General features: G+C 72.4%; 15 protein-coding genes. 8 read left to right on the top strand and 7 right to left on the bottom strand.

Features of this window, described 5'->3' with window-relative positions; translation table 11 throughout:
* The first annotated feature begins 72 nt into the window (after window positions 1-72).
* On the top strand, window positions 73-2,313 hold the full coding sequence (gene metE, locus AB5J73_RS27195) for a 5-methyltetrahydropteroyltriglutamate--homocysteine S-methyltransferase (RefSeq protein WP_370961492.1): 2,241 nt from the start codon (window positions 73-75) through the stop codon (window positions 2,311-2,313).
* A gap of 354 nt (window positions 2,314-2,667) precedes the next feature.
* Here the strand turns inward: metE and AB5J73_RS27190 are convergent, their stop codons facing one another.
* The gene (locus AB5J73_RS27190) at window positions 2,668-3,072 is read right to left on the bottom strand and encodes a pyridoxamine 5'-phosphate oxidase family protein (RefSeq protein WP_370961491.1); all 405 of its coding nucleotides are present in this window, start codon (window positions 3,070-3,072) and stop codon (window positions 2,668-2,670) included.
* A gap of 75 nt (window positions 3,073-3,147) precedes the next feature.
* Between AB5J73_RS27190 and AB5J73_RS27185 the strand changes: the two genes are divergently transcribed.
* From AB5J73_RS27185 to AB5J73_RS27170, 4 genes are all read left to right on the top strand, one after another.
* Complete coding sequence (locus AB5J73_RS27185) at window positions 3,148-4,122, top strand: AraC family transcriptional regulator (protein ID WP_370961490.1); 975 nt, start codon at window positions 3,148-3,150, stop codon at window positions 4,120-4,122.
* A gap of 17 nt (window positions 4,123-4,139) precedes the next feature.
* Window positions 4,140-5,600, top strand: a complete 1,461-nt coding sequence (locus tag AB5J73_RS27180) for a cytochrome P450 (protein ID WP_370961489.1) — start codon at window positions 4,140-4,142, stop codon at window positions 5,598-5,600.
* Between the two features lie 237 nt (window positions 5,601-5,837).
* The gene (locus AB5J73_RS27175; protein WP_370973357.1) at window positions 5,838-7,655 is read left to right on the top strand and encodes a putative bifunctional diguanylate cyclase/phosphodiesterase; all 1,818 of its coding nucleotides are present in this window, start codon (window positions 5,838-5,840) and stop codon (window positions 7,653-7,655) included.
* Window positions 7,656-7,744: 89 nt separating this feature from the next.
* The gene (locus AB5J73_RS27170; protein WP_370961488.1) at window positions 7,745-8,206 is read left to right on the top strand and encodes a peroxiredoxin; all 462 of its coding nucleotides are present in this window, start codon (window positions 7,745-7,747) and stop codon (window positions 8,204-8,206) included.
* Between the two features lie 195 nt (window positions 8,207-8,401).
* Here AB5J73_RS27170 and AB5J73_RS27165 read toward each other — a convergent pair whose 3' ends face one another.
* The 4 genes from AB5J73_RS27165 to AB5J73_RS27150 all read right to left on the bottom strand — a co-directional run bounded on the left by AB5J73_RS27165 (window position 8,402) and on the right by AB5J73_RS27150 (window position 12,309).
* The gene (locus AB5J73_RS27165) at window positions 8,402-8,932 is read right to left on the bottom strand and encodes a GNAT family N-acetyltransferase (protein ID WP_370961487.1); all 531 of its coding nucleotides are present in this window, start codon (window positions 8,930-8,932) and stop codon (window positions 8,402-8,404) included.
* Between the two features lie 41 nt (window positions 8,933-8,973).
* The gene (locus AB5J73_RS27160; protein ID WP_370961486.1) at window positions 8,974-10,179 is read right to left on the bottom strand and encodes an LCP family protein; all 1,206 of its coding nucleotides are present in this window, start codon (window positions 10,177-10,179) and stop codon (window positions 8,974-8,976) included.
* A gap of 95 nt (window positions 10,180-10,274) precedes the next feature.
* Window positions 10,275-11,528, bottom strand: coding sequence for a class I SAM-dependent methyltransferase (locus AB5J73_RS27155; protein ID WP_370961485.1), 1,254 nt, complete (start codon window positions 11,526-11,528; stop codon window positions 10,275-10,277).
* An 88-nt stretch (window positions 11,529-11,616) separates the two neighbouring features.
* Entirely contained in the window at window positions 11,617-12,309 is a 693-nt protein-coding gene (locus tag AB5J73_RS27150) for an alpha/beta hydrolase (RefSeq protein ID WP_370961484.1), read from the bottom strand.
* A gap of 117 nt (window positions 12,310-12,426) precedes the next feature.
* On the opposite strand from AB5J73_RS27150, the gene AB5J73_RS27145 reads away from it, so the two are divergent.
* Both AB5J73_RS27145 and AB5J73_RS27140 read left to right on the top strand, forming a co-directional pair.
* Window positions 12,427-13,155, top strand: coding sequence for an SIS domain-containing protein (locus AB5J73_RS27145; RefSeq protein ID WP_370961483.1), 729 nt, complete (start codon window positions 12,427-12,429; stop codon window positions 13,153-13,155).
* 124 nt (window positions 13,156-13,279) lie between these two features.
* Entirely contained in the window at window positions 13,280-14,446 is a 1,167-nt protein-coding gene (locus tag AB5J73_RS27140) for a serine hydrolase domain-containing protein (RefSeq protein ID WP_370961482.1), read from the top strand.
* A 102-nt stretch (window positions 14,447-14,548) separates the two neighbouring features.
* Here AB5J73_RS27140 and AB5J73_RS27135 read toward each other — a convergent pair whose 3' ends face one another.
* Both AB5J73_RS27135 and AB5J73_RS27130 read right to left on the bottom strand, forming a co-directional pair.
* Window positions 14,549-16,420 (bottom strand): ABC transporter ATP-binding protein, encoded by a 1,872-nt coding sequence (locus tag AB5J73_RS27135; protein ID WP_370961481.1) that lies wholly within the window; start codon window positions 16,418-16,420, stop codon window positions 14,549-14,551.
* A 98-nt stretch (window positions 16,421-16,518) separates the two neighbouring features.
* On the bottom strand, window positions 16,519-16,959 hold the full coding sequence (locus AB5J73_RS27130; RefSeq protein ID WP_370961480.1) for a MarR family winged helix-turn-helix transcriptional regulator: 441 nt from the start codon (window positions 16,957-16,959) through the stop codon (window positions 16,519-16,521).
* Window positions 16,960-17,072: 113 nt separating this feature from the next.
* Between AB5J73_RS27130 and AB5J73_RS27125 the strand changes: the two genes are divergently transcribed.
* Window positions 17,073-17,882 (top strand): LLM class flavin-dependent oxidoreductase, encoded by an 810-nt coding sequence (locus tag AB5J73_RS27125; protein ID WP_370973355.1) that lies wholly within the window; start codon window positions 17,073-17,075, stop codon window positions 17,880-17,882.
* The last annotated feature ends 11 nt before the right edge of the window (window positions 17,883-17,893 follow it).

The following is a 17,893-nucleotide window of genomic DNA, read 5'->3' as shown; positions in this document are numbered from 1 at the left end:
GGATGGGCACGACCGAAACGCTCGCCTTCGCGCGCGTCCGGGCTCTTCGGACTAGCTCGCGAGGAGAGAGCTGTGACCATCGGCACCACTGTGCTCGGCTACCCCCGGATCGGCCCGGACCGGGAGCTCAAACGCGCCCTCGAGCGCTACTGGGCGGGCAGGATCGACGCGGGCGCGTTGCTCGCCACCGGCCGGGACCTGCGTGAACGCACCTGGCGCGAACTGCGGGACGCCGGGCTGGACTCGATCCCGTCCAACACGTTCTCGCACTACGACCACGTGCTCGACACCGCCGAGCTGTTCGGCGCGCTGCCCGCCCGGCCGGGTCTTTCGCCGCTCGACACGTACTTCGCCGCCGCGCGGGGCGTCCAGGACGCGCCGGCGCTGGAAATGACGAAGTGGTTCGACACGAACTACCACTACATCGTCCCCGAGCTGGGCCCGGACACCGAGTTCACGCTCGCCGGGACCAAGCCCCTCGACGAGTACCGGGAGGCCCGCGCGCTCGGGATCGAGACGCGGCCGGTGCTCCTCGGCCCGGTCACGTTCCTGCTGCTGGCCAAGGGCACCGGCGGGTTCGCCCCGCTGGACCTGCTCGACGCGCTGCTCCCCCGCTACGTCGATCTCCTGGCGAAGCTGCACGACGCGGGCGCGGAGTGGGTCCAGCTCGACGAGCCCGCGTTCGCCGCCGACCGCACCGAAGCCGAGCTGAACGCGCTGATCCGCGCGTACCACCGGCTCGGGAAGGCGACGGCGCGGCCGAAGCTGCTGGTGGCCGGCTACTTCGGCGGGCTGGGCCGCGGGCTCGGCGCGCTGGCCCGCGCGCCGATCGACGCGCTCGCCGTCGACCTGGTCAGCGACGAGTCCTTTGTGGATGCTGTGGCGGCCGAGCCGGCGTTGCGGGACAAGGAGGTCGTCGCCGGCGTCGTCGACGGGCGCAACGTCTGGCGGACCGACCCGCACCGGGCGCTGAGCAAGGCTGCGACGCTGCTCGGCGTCGCGAAGTCCGTGAGCGTCTCTACGTCGTGCTCGCTGCTGCACGTGCCCTACGACGTCTCGCGCGAAGACCTGCACCCGCGGCTGAAGAGCTGGCTCGCGTTCGCGCGGCAGAAGGTCGACGAGGTCGTGCTGCTCGGGCGTGCGCTGCGCGGCGAATCCCCGGACCTGGCCGCGGCGCGGGCGACGGTCGCGGACCGGGCGGCGGCGGCCGACCTGGCCGATTCGGCCGTCCGGGCCCGGCTGGCCGCGCTCGAGCCCGCACCCCGGGCGCCCTACGAACAGCGTGCCGCCGCGCAGCGGGCCGCGCTCGGCCTGCCACCGCTGCCGACCACGACGATCGGCTCGTTCCCGCAGACTCCGGAGGTGCGCCGAGCGCGGGCGGCGCACCGGGCGGGGACGCTCGACGACGCCGGTTACGACGCCGCGATGCGCCGCGAAGTCGAGCGGGTCGTCCGGCTGCAGGAGGAGCTCGGACTGGACGTGCTGGTGCACGGCGAGCCGGAGCGCAACGACATGGTGCAGTACTTCGCCGAGCAGCTGAGCGGGTTCGCCGCGACCGCGCACGGCTGGGTGCAGTCCTACGGTTCCCGCTGCGTCCGCCCGCCGATCCTCTACGGCGACGTCTCGCGGCCGGCGCCGATGACCGTTTCGTGGGCCCGGTACGCGCAGAGCCTGACGCGCAAGCCGGTCAAGGGGATGCTGACCGGCCCGGTGACGATCCTGGCGTGGTCGTTCGTCCGCGACGACCAGCCACTGGCCGAGACGGCGCGGCAGGTGGCGCTGGCGATCCGCGACGAAGTCCACGACCTGGAGGCGGCGGGCATCCGGATCGTCCAGGTCGACGAGCCGGCGCTGCGGGAACTGCTGCCGCTGCGGCGTTCTGCCCACTCGGAGTACTTCGCGTGGGCGGTTTCGGCGTTCCGGCTGGCGACGTCGGGGATCGCCGACGCGACCCAGATCCACACGCACATGTGCTATTCGGAGTTCGGCGAGGTCCTGCCGGCGATCGACGCGCTGGACGCGGACGTCACGTCGATCGAGGCGGCCCGCTCGAAGATGGAGGTGCTGGCGGACCTCGACGCGGCCGGCTTCACCCGCGGCGTGGGCCCGGGGGTGTACGACATCCACTCGCCCCGCGTGCCTCCGGCCGGCGAGGTGGCGGCTTCGCTGCGAACGGCGGTGGGTGCGGTGCCGGCTTCGCGGGTGTGGGTGAACCCGGACTGCGGCCTGAAGACGCGCGGGTACGCGGAGGTGGAACCGGCGCTGCGCAACCTGGTGGCCGCGGCGGCGGAGGTGCGGGCCGAGCTGGCGTGATGGGCTGCGCCCCCCGGTCTCCAGTTTAGCGGCGGGGTCCGACAGTTCCCGGCGCGAAGTTCGTGAAGGCCACCTTGGGGAACTCGGCGTTCCTCGAGGTGGCTTACGGGCGAGTCGTGGACCGGGCGCCGCGGTGAGCAGCCCGGCCGCAGGTCAGGGGCTCGAAAGGGCACCTCGATCCCCTGACCGCGGAGGCCGCTCGGGGAACATTTCCCACGCGGCCGGCGGAGAAGACTCCCGCGAGCGCCCGGCGACGCGGCGTGAAGTGGTCGCCGCCGGCCGAGCCGGGGCGGCTCCGCGTGGGAAGAAACGTGGGAACGACCCCCGAAAACCGCGACTTCGGCCCTGCTGGGGTCAGTACGCGTAGCGGCGCACCCGCTCCGGGTGCAGGACCAGCCGGATCTGGTCCGCGGCCAGGATTTCCTTCAGGTCCGCGGCGCGGGACGGGTCGTCGAGGTCCCAGTAGCGGGCCGCCAGGCGCTCCGCCAAGGCGTGGGCGCCGTCGGGCTCCAGAGAGACCTCGCCCGAGGCCGAAATCCACCGTTCGCGCTCGCCCACCGGGGCCGCCACGACGATCGATGCGCGGGGGTCGCGGCGGAGGCGGCGGACCTTGGGTGCGTCCGGTTCGGAGAACAGCTGCAGCGTGCCCGCCTCGGTGGCCTCGAACCAGATCGGGCGCGGCTGGCCGCCCGCCACCGTCAGGAAGCCGTGCAGCGGGCGGCGGAGGAACTCGAGGTCCGCGGGGGTCAGGGTGTCCATGCCCCCGATTCAACCCGCCCGGCTCGGACGATCCCATGGGTGAAAAGCCGGAAAACCTGTGCGATCGTCTGAGGGGTGGACGTTCTGGGTGACCTCTTCCGCGGCGTGCGGGCCCACGGCTCGCTGTTCGGCAGCTCCGCCCTGTCGCCGCCCTGGTCGCTGCACTTCGTCGACGGCGCCCCGCTGACCCTCTGCACCGTCCTCGACGGCGCCGGGTGGATCGTGCCCGAGGAAGGTCCGCCGGAGCCGCTGCGGGCGTACGAGACCGTCGTCGTGCGCGGGCCCGGGACCTTCCGCTTCGTCGACGAGGTCGGGACCCGCGCGGAACCCGTCGCGTGCGGCGAATTCTGCGCCGAGCCCGAGCTGGGCGGGACCCGGCACCGGCGGGGCTGGTACGACCCCGGGGCCGGCGCCACGACCTTGATCGTCGGGGCCTACCCGGTCGGCGGGGAGATCAGCCGCCCGCTGCTGGACGCGCTGCCCGTCGTGCTGCGCGTGGACGGCGGCGGCACCGGGGACGCCGTCCTCGACCACCTCGCCGCCGAAGTCGCCGCCGACACCCCTGGGCAGCAGGTCGTCCTCGACCGGCTGCTCGACTGGATGCTCGTCTGCACGCTGCGCGAGTGGTTCGACCGGCCCGGCGGCGAGCCCCCGGCGTGGTGGACCGCCCAGCGCGACCCGGTGGTCGGCCCCGCGCTGCGGCTGCTGCACGACGAGCCCGCGGCGCCGTGGACGGTCGGTGCGCTGGCCGGGCGGGCCGGCGTGTCGCGTTCGACGCTCGCCAAGCGCTTCACCGGCCTCATGGGCGAACCGCCGCTGACCTACCTCACCCGCCGCCGCATGACGCTCGCCGCCGATCTCCTTCTCGACGGCGCCAGTGTGGCGGCGGTCGCGCGCGAAGTCGGGTACGCCGACCCCTTCGCCTTCAGCGCCGCCTTCAAGCGCGTCCGCGGCGTCAACCCGAGCGGGTTCCGGAACCATCGACCACCCGAAAAGACGGCGACCCAGGTGTTGTCAGACCGTCAACAAGGGTGCATCGTGGAGGGGTAGCCGATCTCAGCGGGGAGATGGTCACTTTGCCGGGCACCGTGAGCCGAGCCACCGAAGCACTGCGTGAACGGGTGCCGCCCTTGACGGCGCTCCCCCTCCCCCGCGGGGTCGACGAACGCTGGCTGCGGTCGCGCTGGCCGGTCAAGGAACTCGCGACGCCGCCCGCGGGCAGCGGCCTCAAGCCCGTCCTCGGCGACGAAGGCCCGCCGGTGGTCGGGCACATGCTCGAGATGATGCGGTTCGGCCCCGCGTTCGGCCTCCGCCGCCACGAGCTCTACGGCCCGGTCTCGTGGACCGCCGGCTTCGGGCGCCGGATCGTCGCGCTCTCCGGACCGGAGGCGACGCAGATCGCGCTCGTCAACAAGGACAAGGCGTTCTCCCAGGAGGGCTGGAAGTTCTTCATCGAGAAGTTCTTCGAGCGCGGCCTGATGCTGATGGACTTCGGCGAGCACCACCTGCACCGCCGGATCATGCAGGAGGCCTTCACCCGGCAACGGCTGACCGGCTACGTCAACGAGATGGGCCCCGCGCTGCGCGAAGGCGTCGCGAGCTGGGAGTCGAGCGGGCGGCCGCGGCTGTACTGGGCGCTCAAGCAGCTGACCCTCGACGTCGCGACGCGCGTGTTCATGGGCATGCGCAGCGGCGCCGACGCGCACCGGATCAACCGCGCGTTCGTCAACTCCGTGCGCGCCGGCACCGCGTTCGTGCGGTTCCCGGTGCCGGGCGGGCGCTGGTCCGCCGGCCTGCACGGGCGGCGCGTCCTCGAGCGCTACTTCGGCGAGAACCTCCCCGCCAAGCGGGCTTCCGACGGCGACGACCTGTTCTCCGCGCTCTGCCACGCCACCACCGAGGACGGCGACCGGTTCACCGACACCGACATCGTCAACCACATGATCTTCCTGATGATGGCCGCGCACGACACGACGACCATCACCAGCAGCGCCATGGCCTACTACCTGGCGAAGTACCCCGAGTGGCAGGACCGCGCCCGCGCCGAGTCACTGGCGCTGGGCGACGACGTCCTCGACATCGACGCCGTCGACGAGCTCGAGACGCTCGACCTGGTCATGAAGGAGGCGCTGCGGCTGGTCGCGCCGGTGCCGTCGCTGACCCGCCAGACCGTGAAGGACACCGAGGTGCTCGGGCACTACATCCCGGCGAACACCCTGGTCGGCGTCTCCCCGACGATCAACCACTTCACGCCGGAGTGCTGGACGAACCCCTTCGGCTTCGACCCGGAGCGGTTCGCCGAGCCGCGCCGCGAGGACAAGTCGCACCGGATGGCGTGGATGCCCTTCGGCGGTGGCGCGCACAAGTGCATCGGGCTCCACTTCGGCGGGCTCGAGGTGAAGTTGCTGATGCACGAAATGCTGCGCGCCTACCGCTGGTCGGTTCCGGAGAGTTACACCGCGAAGTGGGACTACGTCTCGTTGCCGGTCCCGGCCGACGGTTTGCCGGTGCGGCTGACGCCGCGCTGACCCGGCCGGCGTCTACCACGGCATACACGCCGTGACAAGATGTCACCTCATGTGGACAGTCGTTCACTCGTTCAGCCGGTAGACACCCCGTTACTCGCATGATGGCGTGGCATCGGTCGCGGGCGAGGGGTACCTAGTGTGGCTTCGTGCCCGCCGACACCCCGTCTGAACTGGCCTGACCTGTGCGTGAAGAGGTGGAGTGTGCCTGAACCCGGAGCCGCGCCAGGACTGCTGGACGTGGCCCGCCGGTGGGCGGCGACCTTGGCCGACACCAAAGGAGTAACACTTCCCCCGGAGGAGCTCGAACCCCTTCTGCTGGAGGTCGCGACCGAGGCGGCCGACCACGCCGGCTCCCGGCACGACGGCGCGCTGCTGCGGTTCTCCGCGCTCTACGCCGCGTCGCCGATGGGGATCGCGCTCGCCGACCCGGACGGCGACATCGTGGAGGCCAACCTCGCGCTGGGCCAGCTGCTCGGCTGCTCGCCGGAAAAGCTGCGGGGCCGGCACCTCACCGACCTCGGCTCGACCGACCACGACGTCTCGCGGCTCAAGGCGGGGCTCGAGCAGGTGCGCACCGCGCGCGAGCGGTACCAGGAGCGGATGCTGCTCGACCACGCCGAGGACGGGCAGCTCTGGACCGACGTCACGCTCGCCCGGCTGCCCGGCGACAAGCCGGGGTCGGTCTACCCGGTGCTGATGGTGTCCGACGCGAACGAGCTGCACCTGCTGCAGGAACGGCTGCTGCACCAGAACGTGCACGACCCGCTGACCGGGCTGCCGAACGCGTCGTCGTTCACGACCAAGCTGGAAGCCGCGCTCGGCGCCGGCGCGCGCGACGACATCGCGCTGATCTACCTCGACGTCGACGGCTTCAAGGTGATCAACGACGGCCTCGGCGCCGGCGTCGGCGACCAGGTGCTGCGCGGGGTGGCGGCCAAGCTGTCGGCGGTCTTCACCGGCCACCACGACGGGTTCGTCGCCCGGCTGTCCGGCGACGGCTTCGCGGTGCTGCTGCGCGGCGAGCTGGCCGCCACCGAGGTCGTCGGCCTGGTCGAGCGCGCGCTGGAGGACCTCAACGAGCCGATCTACCTGGGCGGGCACGGCATCGGCGTCAGCGCGAGCGCGGGCATCGTGGTGCGCGCGGCCGTCGAGGGCGGCGCGGCGGAGCTGCTGCGGGCGGCGGAGATCGCGCTGCACCGGGCCAAGGAGGCCGGCAAGGCGCAGTGGATGCTGTTCGACCCGGAGCTGGACGCCCGCGACCGCGGCCGCTACCAGCTCGGCGCGGTGATCGCCGGCGCGCTGGAGAACGGCGAGTTCTCGCTCGTCTACCAGCCCACGGTCCGGCTCGCCCGCACCGAAGAGCTGGCCGCGGTCAACGCGGGGCTGCGGTGGAACCACCCGGAGAAGGGCGAGCTGAGCTCCGACGAGTTCTACCCGCTGGCCCGGACGACGGGCATGACGGTGCCGCTGGGCCGCTGGCTCCTGGCCGAGTCCCTGGCGGCGACGGCCCGCTGGCGCGCCCGCTTCGGCGACGCGGCCCCGGACGTCTGCGTCCGCCTCCCGGCGCGGCTGGCCATCGACCCGGACCTGGTCCTGCTGGTGAAGGAGCAGCTGGACAAGCACGAGCTGCCGGCGAAGGCGCTTCGCCTGTGCACGGACCGCGACTCGGTCCTCGACCCGGGCGGCGAGGTCCTGGAGTCGTTCGCGGTGCTGTCCGACCTCGGCGCGCAGCTCGTCCTGACGATTTCGGGCTCGGCGGACCTGGAGCTGATCCCCCAGCACGACCTGCCGATCCGTCACGTGATCCTGTCCGGGCCGGTGGTCGACGCGCTCGACGCGGTGGAACCGGCGGAGGCGGACATCCGGCACCTGACCCAGCTGATCACCCGCGCCCGCGAGCTGAAGCTGCGCGTGGGCGCGGAGGGCGTCCGCACGCACGAACAGGCGGCCCGGCTGCGGCAGCTGGGCGTCCTGGCGGCGCGGGGCCCGTTCGTGTCGGATTCGGCCACCGGCGACGAGGTCGACGAACTCATCGCCCGCCACCCGGTCCCCTGACCCCGCGTCGGGCGCGGGACCAAGCCGGTCGCGGGGTGGCTCCGAAGGACCGGCAGGATGGGTTCTGCCGCCGATGAGAAGGGACGTCCATGGACGCCGGAGACCTCGCCCCCGACTTCACGCTGCCCGACGACCGGGGAGCCGACCGCACGCTGTCGGACTTCCTGGCCACCGGGCCGGTCGTGCTGTTCTTCTACCCCGCCGCGATGACCGGGGGCTGCACCGCCGAGAGCTGCCACTTCCGCGACCTCGCCGCCGAGTTCGCCGAGGTCGGCGCGCACCGGATCGGGATCAGCCCGGACGGCGTCACCAAGCAGCGGCAGTTCTCCGAGGCCAACGGCTTCGACTACCCGCTGCTGTCCGATGTGGACGGCGAGGTCGCGAAGCAGTTCGGCGTCTGGCGCAAGCTCCTGCCGCTGCACGCCAAGCGCGTCACCTTCGTGATCGGCGAGGACCGGAAGGTGCTCGAGAAGATCAAGAGCGAGCTGAACTTCACCGTCCACGCCGACCAGGCGCTCAAGGTGCTGCGGGAGCGCAACAAGGTGTCCTGAGCGATCAGCGGCGCCACCCGCGCGGTGGCCAGCCCGGCGGCCGGCGCACACCGGCCGCCGGCCACCCCCGCGGCCGGTCGCGCCGGCGTCGCCGGATCGTGTACTCATGGGCCTCGGCGCGGTTCCCGCGTCGCTCGGCCCGGTTCGCGACCTGGCTTCGCTCGCACAGCCACCGATCGCTCACACATCCCCAGTTCACGGCTTCTCCTTGCGCCAGACGTGGTTGGTGCCCGCGCACGCCGGGGCCAGCGGCTTCCCGGCGGGCTCTTCGCGGACCTTCGCGAAGCCGAGACGCGCGGGCACCGCTCCACTTCGGACGTTCCGCTCGTCGTGCTTGATCTCGACGTAGCCCGCGCCGAGCCGGAAGGCTTCCGCCGTCAGGAACCCGGCGGCCCGGGTGACCAGGCCGCGGCCGGTGTAGCCGTCCGCGAGCCAGTAGCCGATCTCGATGCCGCCGTCCCGGGCCATCGTGCCGATGGCGCCCGCGATCGCGCCGTCGACGCGGATCGCGAAGTCGTGGGTTTCACCGGTCGCCCAGTTGTCCCTGGTGCGCTTCAGGAACTCGGCGGAGTCGTCGGCCGAGTAGCCACCGGCCGCCCAGATCATCCACGCGCCGATGTGGCCGAGGGACCCGCCGACGACCGCCGTGAGCTCCGGCCCGTCGGCGAACTGCCAGCGGGCCAAGGTGAATTCGTCCACGTGGTACTTCTCGGCCGGGGTCTCCATGGCTCCCATGGTGCCCCGGCCGAGGATCGAGCGCGTCCGAATTAATTGACGATGACGCTGTCCGGCACCGCGCTGTCGCTCTTCAGCGCGTCGAACAGCTGCTTCGACTTGTTCTTGTCCCAGTTCTCCGCCGACCCGCTGGTCACCGGCACCGTCGTCGTCACCACGCCGCCCGAGGAGATGCCGCGCATCGCGATCGCCAGGCCCGCCAGGTTGTGGACGTGGTCGCCCGAGTCCATCGTCAGCGCGTCCGGGGCCGAGGACAGGAGCGGGAAGAAGTCGAACGGGTTGAGCAGCGTGCCCGGGCTCGCGATCTGGCTCACCAGCGCGCCGATGAACTTGCGCTGGTTGGCGACGCGGTCGAGGTCCGAGCGCGGGGTCGCGTCGCTGTGGCGCATGCGGACGAAGCCCAGCGCGGAGCGGCCGTCGAGGGACTGGCAGCCCGCCTTGATGCTGATGCCGGTCATCGTGTCGTTCATGTCCTTGTCGATGCACATGTCGACGCCGCCGATCGCGTCGACGATCTTGGCGAACCCGCCGAAGCCGATTTCCGCGTAGTGGTCGAGGTGCAGGCCGGTGGCGCCTTCGACGGTCTGCGCGAGCAGCTTCGGGCCGCCGAGGGAGAACGCCGCGTTGATCTTGTTCGTGCCGTGGCCCGGGATCTTCACCTGGGAGTCGCGCGGCAGCGACAGCAGCGTCGGTTTCGTGTCGTTGTCCGGGATGTGCGCGACCATGATCGTGTCGGTGCGCTGGCCGCCGCCCGCCGCGGCGACGTCGCCGGTGGCGAGCCGCTCCTCGTCCTCGGCCGTGAGGCCTTCCCGGCTGTCGGAGCCGACGATCAGCCAGTTGGTGCCGGACTCGGCGACCGGGCGGCCCGAGTAGTCCGCGAGCGCCTCGACGCGCTTGATCGAGAACTCCAGGTAGACCCAGATGCCGGCCAGGAAGACGACGAAGACCAGCACCAGCGCGCCCAGGACCTTGCCGAAGCTCCACCGGCGGCGCCGCCGCGGCGGCCGGGACGGCGGGTAGTCGTCGGCCGGGCGCGGGGGCTCGCGGCGCGGCGGCGGGGGCGGGGCGTACTGGGGCTCCGGCTCGCCCATCGGGCGGGTGCGCTCGTCGTACGGGCTGCGGCCCCGCCCGGGCAGCGGCATCATCTGCGCGCGCTGGTGCTCCCGGGAGCGCCCGGCGGGCGGCCGGGGCGGCGGCATCCGGCGCCCGCCGTCGTCGCCTCGGTACGTCATCGCCATCACCCAATCCCGATCCGGACAAACTGTCTTCGTCAGTACACCGCACGCGTCCACCAAGAGGACGTCCGGCACCGGGGTGGGGTTGCGACGTGGGGTTACTCGCCGGTCGCCTCGTAGCCGAACTGGTGGACCTTGAGGTACCCGGAGCGGAACCCGGCCTCCGAATAGGCCAGGTAGAACTCCCACATCCGGCGGAAGACGTCGTCGAACCCGAACCCGGCGATGTCGGCCCAGCGGTGCAGGAACCGTTCGCGCCACAACCGTAACGTGCGCGCGTAGTCCTGGCCGAACTCGCGCATCCCGGCCAGCTTGAGCCGGGTGTTCGCCTTGACGCCCTCCTCGATCGAGCGCACCGACGGGATGATGCCGCCCGGGAAGATGTACTTGTGGATCCAGGTGTAGGCGCGCGACGACGCCAGCATCCGGTCGTGGTCCATGGTGATGGCCTGCAGGCCGAACCGGCCGCCCGGGCGCAGCCGCTCGCCGATCGTCTCGTAGAACGCCGGCCAGTAGGACGCGCCGACGGCCTCGATCATCTCGACGCTGACCACGGCGTCGTACTGGCCGCTCGACTCGCGGTAGTCGCACAGCTTCACCTCGACGCGGTCGGAGAACCCGGCCGCGGCGATCCGCTCGGTGGCCAGCGCGCGCTGTTCCTCCGAGATGGTCAGTGACGTCACGTGCGCGCCGCGGGCGGCGGCCCGGATCGCGAGTTCACCCCATCCGGTACCGATTTCGAGGACTTCGCTGCCGTCGCGGACACCCGCGTAGTCGAGGACACTGTCGATCTTGCGGTACTGGGCCGCGGTGAGGTCGTCGCCGGGGCCGAACAGCGCCGAGGAGTACATCATCGACCCGTCGAGGAAGGTCCCGAACAGGTCGTTCGACAGGTCGTAGTGCCGGTGGATGTTGGCCCGCGCGCCCTCGAGGGTGTTCTCCTCGGACGGCGGCTGCGTGCGCTCGGCGATCCGCCGGAACCTCTGCAGCGCCGGCGGCACGAGGGTGCCCATCCGCTCGGCGAACGGCGTGAGCACCTCGGCGAGGTCGGACGCGGTCCAGTCACCGGCCATGTAGGACTCGCCGAAGCCGATCTTGGCGTCGGCGCCGAGGCGGTGAAAGAAGGACTCCGGCCGCAAAATCCGCATTTCGGGTGATTCCGGGCCGCCGGCGCCGAGCACCGTGCCGTCCGGGAACGTCACCCGCACGTCGAGCGGGCGGACCGCGCGGCGGAACAGCGCGGCGGCGATCCGCGCGCGCAGCGGTGAATGCGGCGGGCTGGCCAGCCCCGGCCAGCGAGACTCTTCCGGCACGCCCCCGGCCGACGCCCGGTCAACGCTCGAAGTGGTCACAATGCTCCCTCCGGCCGGCTACGCCGGTGATCGATCCTAGTGCCGCACCCCGCGGCGCGCTTCGCCATCTGCCCTGTTCGGGGCGGTCTCACACGGGTATTCGGAGCCGCTCGGGCCCCGGCGCGGCCCACGCGCCGCGCAGCTCGTCACCGACGTCCCCAGCGAGCACGTCCAGTGTGAAAGCAATCGTCAGCCGGGTCCACACGGACGCCCGGCGCAGCATCGCGTGCCCCTCGTTGGCGATTTCGAACCGGGCGACGCGGGCGGCGACGCGCTCGGCGCGTTCGGCGAAGGCGTGCGACTCCGCCGGGCTGGTCATCCGGTCGCGGGTGCCGTGCACGATGAGCACCGACCGCCCGGCCACGGCCTCGACCGGCTCGCCGCGCGGGGTCCACGGCGCCAGCGCGCAGACCCCGCGCACGGCGGGGTCGTCGGCGACGCGCAGCGCCACCCGGCCGCCCATGGAGTGCCCGACCAGCACCACCGGGACGCCGGGGTGCTCGGCGCGGACGCGGTCGAGGGCCCAGCGGGCGTCGTCGAGGGGGTCCATGGCGGGCGCGTTCCAGCCGTAGCGCCGGTTGCGCAGCAGCCGCACCTCGACGCCGCGGCGGCGGCCGGCCCGGTGCAGGGCACGCGCGATGGGGACCATCCGCAGGTAGGCGAGCTTCCACGGCGGCACCGCGCCGGTGCCGCGTTCCGCGCCGCCGTGCAGCACGAGCACGACCGCCTCGGTCCGCCCGCGCGCCGGCCACACGGACACGGCCGGTTCCGCCTCGCTCACCCACGTCCTCCTACTCGCCCGCATCCGGGTCAACCTTGATCGGCCACCCGGCTATTCCACCGCGCACCACCATCTTCGCGGTAGATTCGGCGCCCGATCCCCGACGGAAGGGTGGGTGTGGTGAGCGCCACGGACATCTCCGGCAGTGTCGCCAAGCAACTGGCGGACGTCGAGCAGGCCAACGCCGAAGCGGTGCGCGAAGCGGCGGAGCTGGTACTGGGGGTGATCCGGGCCGACGCACTGGTCTATACCGCGGGCGCCGGGCACTCGCTGGCCGCCGTCGCCGAGACGTTCTACCGGGCCGGCGGGCTCGCCTGCGTCTACCCGCTCTACCACCCGGAGCTGCTCCCGCTGCACGGCGCGGTGCACAGCACGAAGACCGAGCGGCGCACCGGCCTGGCCGCGGAAGTCCTGGCCGAGCGCGCGCCGGGGCCGGACGACGTGCTGGTGGTCTTCTCGACGTCCGGCTCGAACCCGTACCCGGTCGAGCTGTGCATCGAAGCCCGCGAGCGCGGCGCGGCGGTCATCGCGGTGACGTCACGGGCGTGCGTGGCGGCGGCGCCGAAGCGGTCGTCGAGCACCCTCGTCGAGCAGGGCACGGTGGTGCTGGACTCGCTGGTCATCCCCGGCGACGCGAGCTACCCGCCGGACGCCCCGCGCACCGCGCCGCTGTCCACTGTGGTCAACGCGTTCCTGTGGAACCTGGTGCTCGCCGAGGTCTACGACCGCGGCGCGGCCGAGGGCCTCGACATCCCGCTGTGGCGCAGCTCCAATGTGGCAGGCGGCGACGAGGCGAACGCGGCCCTGCTGGAGAAGTACGGCGCGATCGTCCCCCGGCTGCGGTAGCCGGGCCGGTCGCCCAGTCCGTGAAAAAGCACCGGCCGGGCACGCCTTGACGGGCGTGCCCGGCCGCTTTAACGTCGACATACCGACTGGTCGGTGTGGATCGGTCGCTCCCCGAGGAGGTCCGATGGACAGCGCCACGGCGACGGTGCACGGCGAGTGCGCGCCCGGGTTCGAGCCGGTGCGCGAAGCCTTCGAGGAGAACTTCCGCTCCCGCGGCGAACTGGGCGCCGCGTTCACCGCCACCCGGCACGGCGAGGTCGTCGTCGACCTGTGGGGCGGCTGGACCGGGCCGGAGCGCGCCGCCGCCTGGCAGCCGGACACCCTCGCCAACGTGTGGTCGACGACCAAGGGCATGACCGCGATCTGCGCGCACCGGCTCGCCGACGCCGGCGAGCTCGACATCGACGCGCCGGTCGCGAAGTACTGGCCGGAGTTCGCCGCGGCGGGCAAGGCGGAGGTGCCGGTGCGGTGGCTGCTTTCGCACCGCTCCGGCGTGCCCGGCATCGGGATCGACCGGCCGGTCCGGATCGAGGAGCTCTACGACTGGGACCTGATGACGTCGCTGCTGGCGGCGCAGGAACCGCTCTGCGAACCCGGATCCGCGGGCGGTTACCACGCGCTGGCGTACGGGTGGCTCGTCGGCGAAGTCGTGCGGCGGGTCGCCGGGCAGGGCGTCCGGGAGTTCTTCGCCGAGCAGGTCGCCGCCCCGCTCGGCGCCGACTTCTCGATCGGCCTGGCCGACGACGCCGACCTGGCCCGGTGCGCGACCCTCGTCGACCCGGTCATGACCGAGGAGGTGGCGAACGCGCTGGCCGCGGCCTTCGCGAGCGCCGGACCGGTCGCACAGGCGGCGCTCGCCAACCCGCGCCTGTCCGGCCACGACGCGAACGAGCCGGCCTTCCGCCGCGCGGTCCTGCCGGCGCTGAACGGCCACGGCACGGCCCGCGCGATCGCCACGATCTACGGCGCCCTGGCCACCGGCGGGCTGCTGTCCGCGCCGGCGCTGGCGAAGGCCCGCGAGAGCCAGGGCAAGGAGGTCGACGCGGTCCTGGGCCTGCCGAACGAGTGGGGCCTGGGCTTCTACCTGGGCAGCGACGCCCGCGGCTTCGGCCCGAACCCGGCCGCCTTCGGCCACGACGGCCTCGGCGGCTCCACCGGCGGCGCCGACCCGGAGAACGGCATCTCGTTCGGCTACACGCTCAACCAGCTCGGCCCGCTCATCCGCGACGACCCCCGCAAGATGGCCCTGGTGCAGGCGGTGTACGCGAGCTTGGCCGGGCAAACCGCCTGACCGGTGCGCTGAAGGGGACTTTCCCCGCACGGGATGCGCGGAAAGTCCCCTTCAGCGCGTCTGATGAGACGAACGTCCCCTTCAGCCCGCGCGCCCCGCCGGTCACGCCACCACGGGCTCCTCGTCCGCGAACTGCGTCGCGTGCAACGTCGCGTATCGCCCGCCGCGGCTCAGCAACTCGTCGTGCGTGCCGCGTTCGACGATCTCGCCGTGCTCCAGGACCAGGATCTGGTCCGCCGCCCGGACCGTCGACAGCCGGTGGGCGATGACCAATGCCGTGCGGCCCGCCAGCGCGTGGGTCAGCGCTTCGCCGACCGCCGCCTCGGACTCGGAGTCCAGGTGGGCCGTCGCCTCGTCGAGGATCACCACCTTGGGCTGGGCCAGCAGCAGCCGGGCGATCGTCAGCCGCTGGCGTTCGCCGCCCGAGAGGCGGTAGCCGCGTTCGCCCACCGTGGTTTCGAGGCCGTCGGGCAGGGAGTGCACCAGCTCGCCGAGGCGAGCGCGATCCAGGGCTTCCCAGATCTCGTCGTCGGTGACACCGGGGCGCGCGTACGCCAGGTTCGCGCGGATCGTGTCGTGGAAGAGGTGCCCGTCCTGGGTCACCACGCCGACGGTTTGCCGCAGCGAAGCGAAACTCAGGTCCCGGACGTCCACATCGGACAGCCGCACCGCACCCGCGTCGACGTCGTAGAGCCGCGGCAGCAGCGACGCGATCGTCGACTTCCCCGCGCCCGACGACCCGACCAGCGCGACCATCTGGCCCGGCTCGGCGCGGAACGAGATGCCGTGCAACACCTCTTCGCCGCCGCGGTGGTCGAGCGTGGCCACGTCTTCCAGTGACGCCAGCGAGTACCGGTCCGCGGCCGGGTAGCCGAACCGGACGTCCGAGAACTCGACCGAAACCCCGCCGGTGGACGGCAGGGCCCGCGCGGCCGGCTTCTCCTTGATCATCGGCTCCAGGTCCAGGACCTCGAAGACCCGCTCGAACGACACCAGCGCGGTCATGACGTCGACGCGGACGTTGGCCAGCGCGGTCAGCGGCGCGTAGAGCCGGGTCAGCAGCAGCGCCAGCGCGACCACGGTGCCCGGCGCGAGCTTGCCGGTCAGCGCGAGGTAGCCGCCGAGGCCGTAGACGAGTGCCTGCGCCAGCGCCGAAACCAGGGTCAGGCTCGTCATGAACCAGCGGGTCAGCATCGCGGTGCGCACGCCGATGTCCCGCACGCGCCCGGCCCGCAGCGCGAAGTCGTCCGCCTCCTGCACCGGGCGGCCGAAGAGCTTCACCAGCGTCGCGCCCGGCGCGGAGAAGCGCTCGGTCATCTGCGTGGTCATGCCGGCGTTGAGGTTCGCGGCCTCGCGCTGCAGCCCGGCCATCCGGCGGCCGAGCCGGCGCGCGGGGATGACGAAGATCGGCAGCAGCACCAGCGCCAGCAGCGTGACCTGCCAGGACAGCGTGAGCATGACCGCCAGCGACAGCGTCAGCTGGATGACGTTCGTGACCAGCCCGGACAGCGTCGCGGTGAACGTCCGCTGCGCGCCGATGACGTCGTTGTTGAGCCGCGAGACCAGTGCACCCGTGCGGGTGCGGGTGAAGAACGCGACCGGCATCCGCTGCACGTGCTCGAACACCGCGCGGCGCAGGTCGAAGATGATGCCCTCGCCGATGCGCGCGGACTGCCACCGCTCGATCAGGCCGAGCCCGGCGTCGGCGATCGCCAGCGCGGCGATGACGACGGCGAGCCAGATCACCACCGGCAGGTCGTGCCCGCCGACGATCGCGTCGACCACCTTGCCCGCCAGCACCGGCGTCGTCACGGCGAGGACGGCCGAGACGACCGTCAGGACGAGGAAGGCCAGCAGCCGCCGCCAGTGCGGCCGGGCGAAGCGCGCGACGCGCTTGAGCGTGCCGCGGCCGAGCCCCTTCGGCACGTCGTCGGCGCGCATCGCCGAACTCCACAGCCCCCACATGTTGTCCATGGGAAAACCTCCAGTCTCTAAACCTCTACCTTAGCTGAGGTTTTCTCCGGATATGACCTGGACAACGCCACCATCGCCCGTTTCCTTCCCGCCACCGTTCACTCCGCGAGAACAACCCGGAGCAGCGCGGCGCGGAACCCTTCGGCGCCGTCGGCGGACAACGGTGCCAGCAACAGTGCCTCAGCCCGCCGCGTGGCCGCTTCTCCCGCCTCGCGGACCCGCTCGCCTTCGGCGGTCAGCGTCACCAGGCGCTTGCGGCGGTCGCCCGGCGCGACCTCGCGCCGGACCAGGCCCTTGGCCTCGAGCTCGTCGACGAGCGCGACCATCGTCGTCCGGTCTACGCCGAGCCGCGCCGCGCCGTCCTGTTGCGACTGCCCGGGCCCGTCGCCGAAGAGCGCGAGCAGCGCGAGCTGCCGCCCGGTGACGCCGAGCGGCTCGTACAGCGGCTCGGCCAGCTCGACGAGCCGCAGCTGGGCGTGCTTGAGCAGGTAACCGAGCCGCCGGGTGACGGCCGGGGGCGCTTCGAGGTCGCTGGACACGGATGGACTCTACCTCTACGCTGATCGTCAGTTGTGCTGACGATTTGTTTTACTGATAATCAGGAGCTAACCATGACCACGATCGGCCTGAAGCCCCCCAGCAGCACGTCGGCATCGCCGAGCTCCGCGAGACGTGGGCGATCGCCGACGACGCCGGGTTCGACGGCTGCTGGGTGTTCGACCACCTGGCCCCGCTGGGCCCGGACCGCACCGGCGACGTCTTCGACGGCTGGAGCCTCCTGGCCGCGATGGCCGAAGCGACGGAACGGGTGCGCATCGGATGTCTGGTGGCCGGCAACACCCACCGCCACCCCGGCACGTTCGCGAAGATCGCGGCCACCGTCGACCACCTCTCCGGTGGCCGCCTCGACGTCGGTCTCGGCGCGGGCGGCGACACCCACACCGACGCGATGATGGGCACACCGACCCCGCCGGCGGTCGAACGCGTCGAAAGACTCGCCGAGGCCTGCGAAATCCTCCGTCTGCTGTGGACCCGGCCGGTGACGGACTTCCGCGGCCGCCACTTCGAGCTGACCGGCGCGGTCTGCGATCCGAAGCCGCACCAGGCGAAACCGCCGCTCTGGCTGGGCAGCAGCGGCGAGAAGCTCGGCCTGCGGGTGGTCGCCGAGCACGCCGACGTCTGGCTCAGCGCGGCCCTGCCGGGCACCCCGATCGCCGAGCTGCGCCGGCTTTCCCGGGTCCTCGACGAGCACTGCGCCGCCGCCGGCCGCGATCCGGCGGCGATCCGCCGCGCCGTGCAGTTCCGGCTGCCCGCCGACGCGGACGCGGCGCTGCGGCTGGCGCGGGACCACGTCGAAGCGGGGTTCACCGAGCTGGTCCTGATGCCCACCGGGCCGGGCGGCGTCGTCGCGGCCTGCGAAACGGCGGCGAAGCTCCTGCCCCGCCTGCGAGACGTCGGCTGAACCGGGCGGCG

Source organism: Amycolatopsis sp. cg9, assembly GCF_041346945.1.
Classification (GTDB): Bacteria; Actinomycetota; Actinomycetes; order Mycobacteriales; family Pseudonocardiaceae; genus Amycolatopsis.
The sequence above is the reverse complement of the archived record's forward strand: the minus strand, read 5'-3'. Positions and strand labels throughout refer to the sequence as shown.

Excerpts from the sequence above, each read along its gene's own strand:
- AB5J73_RS27160 (WP_370961486.1), bottom strand. The coding sequence starts at position 10,179 with ATGGCGATGACGTACCGAGGCGACGACGGCGGGCGCCGGATGCCGCCG.
- AB5J73_RS27180 (WP_370961489.1), top strand. The coding sequence starts at position 4,140 with ATGGTCACTTTGCCGGGCACCGTGAGCCGAGCCACCGAAGCACTGCGT.
- AB5J73_RS27165 (WP_370961487.1), bottom strand. The coding sequence starts at position 8,932 with ATGGAGACCCCGGCCGAGAAGTACCACGTGGACGAATTCACCTTGGCC.
- AB5J73_RS27140 (WP_370961482.1), top strand. The coding sequence starts at position 13,280 with ATGGACAGCGCCACGGCGACGGTGCACGGCGAGTGCGCGCCCGGGTTC.
- AB5J73_RS27170 (WP_370961488.1), top strand. The coding sequence starts at position 7,745 with ATGGACGCCGGAGACCTCGCCCCCGACTTCACGCTGCCCGACGACCGG.
- AB5J73_RS27190 (WP_370961491.1), bottom strand. The coding sequence starts at position 3,072 with ATGGACACCCTGACCCCCGCGGACCTCGAGTTCCTCCGCCGCCCGCTG.
- AB5J73_RS27135 (WP_370961481.1), bottom strand. The coding sequence starts at position 16,420 with ATGGACAACATGTGGGGGCTGTGGAGTTCGGCGATGCGCGCCGACGAC.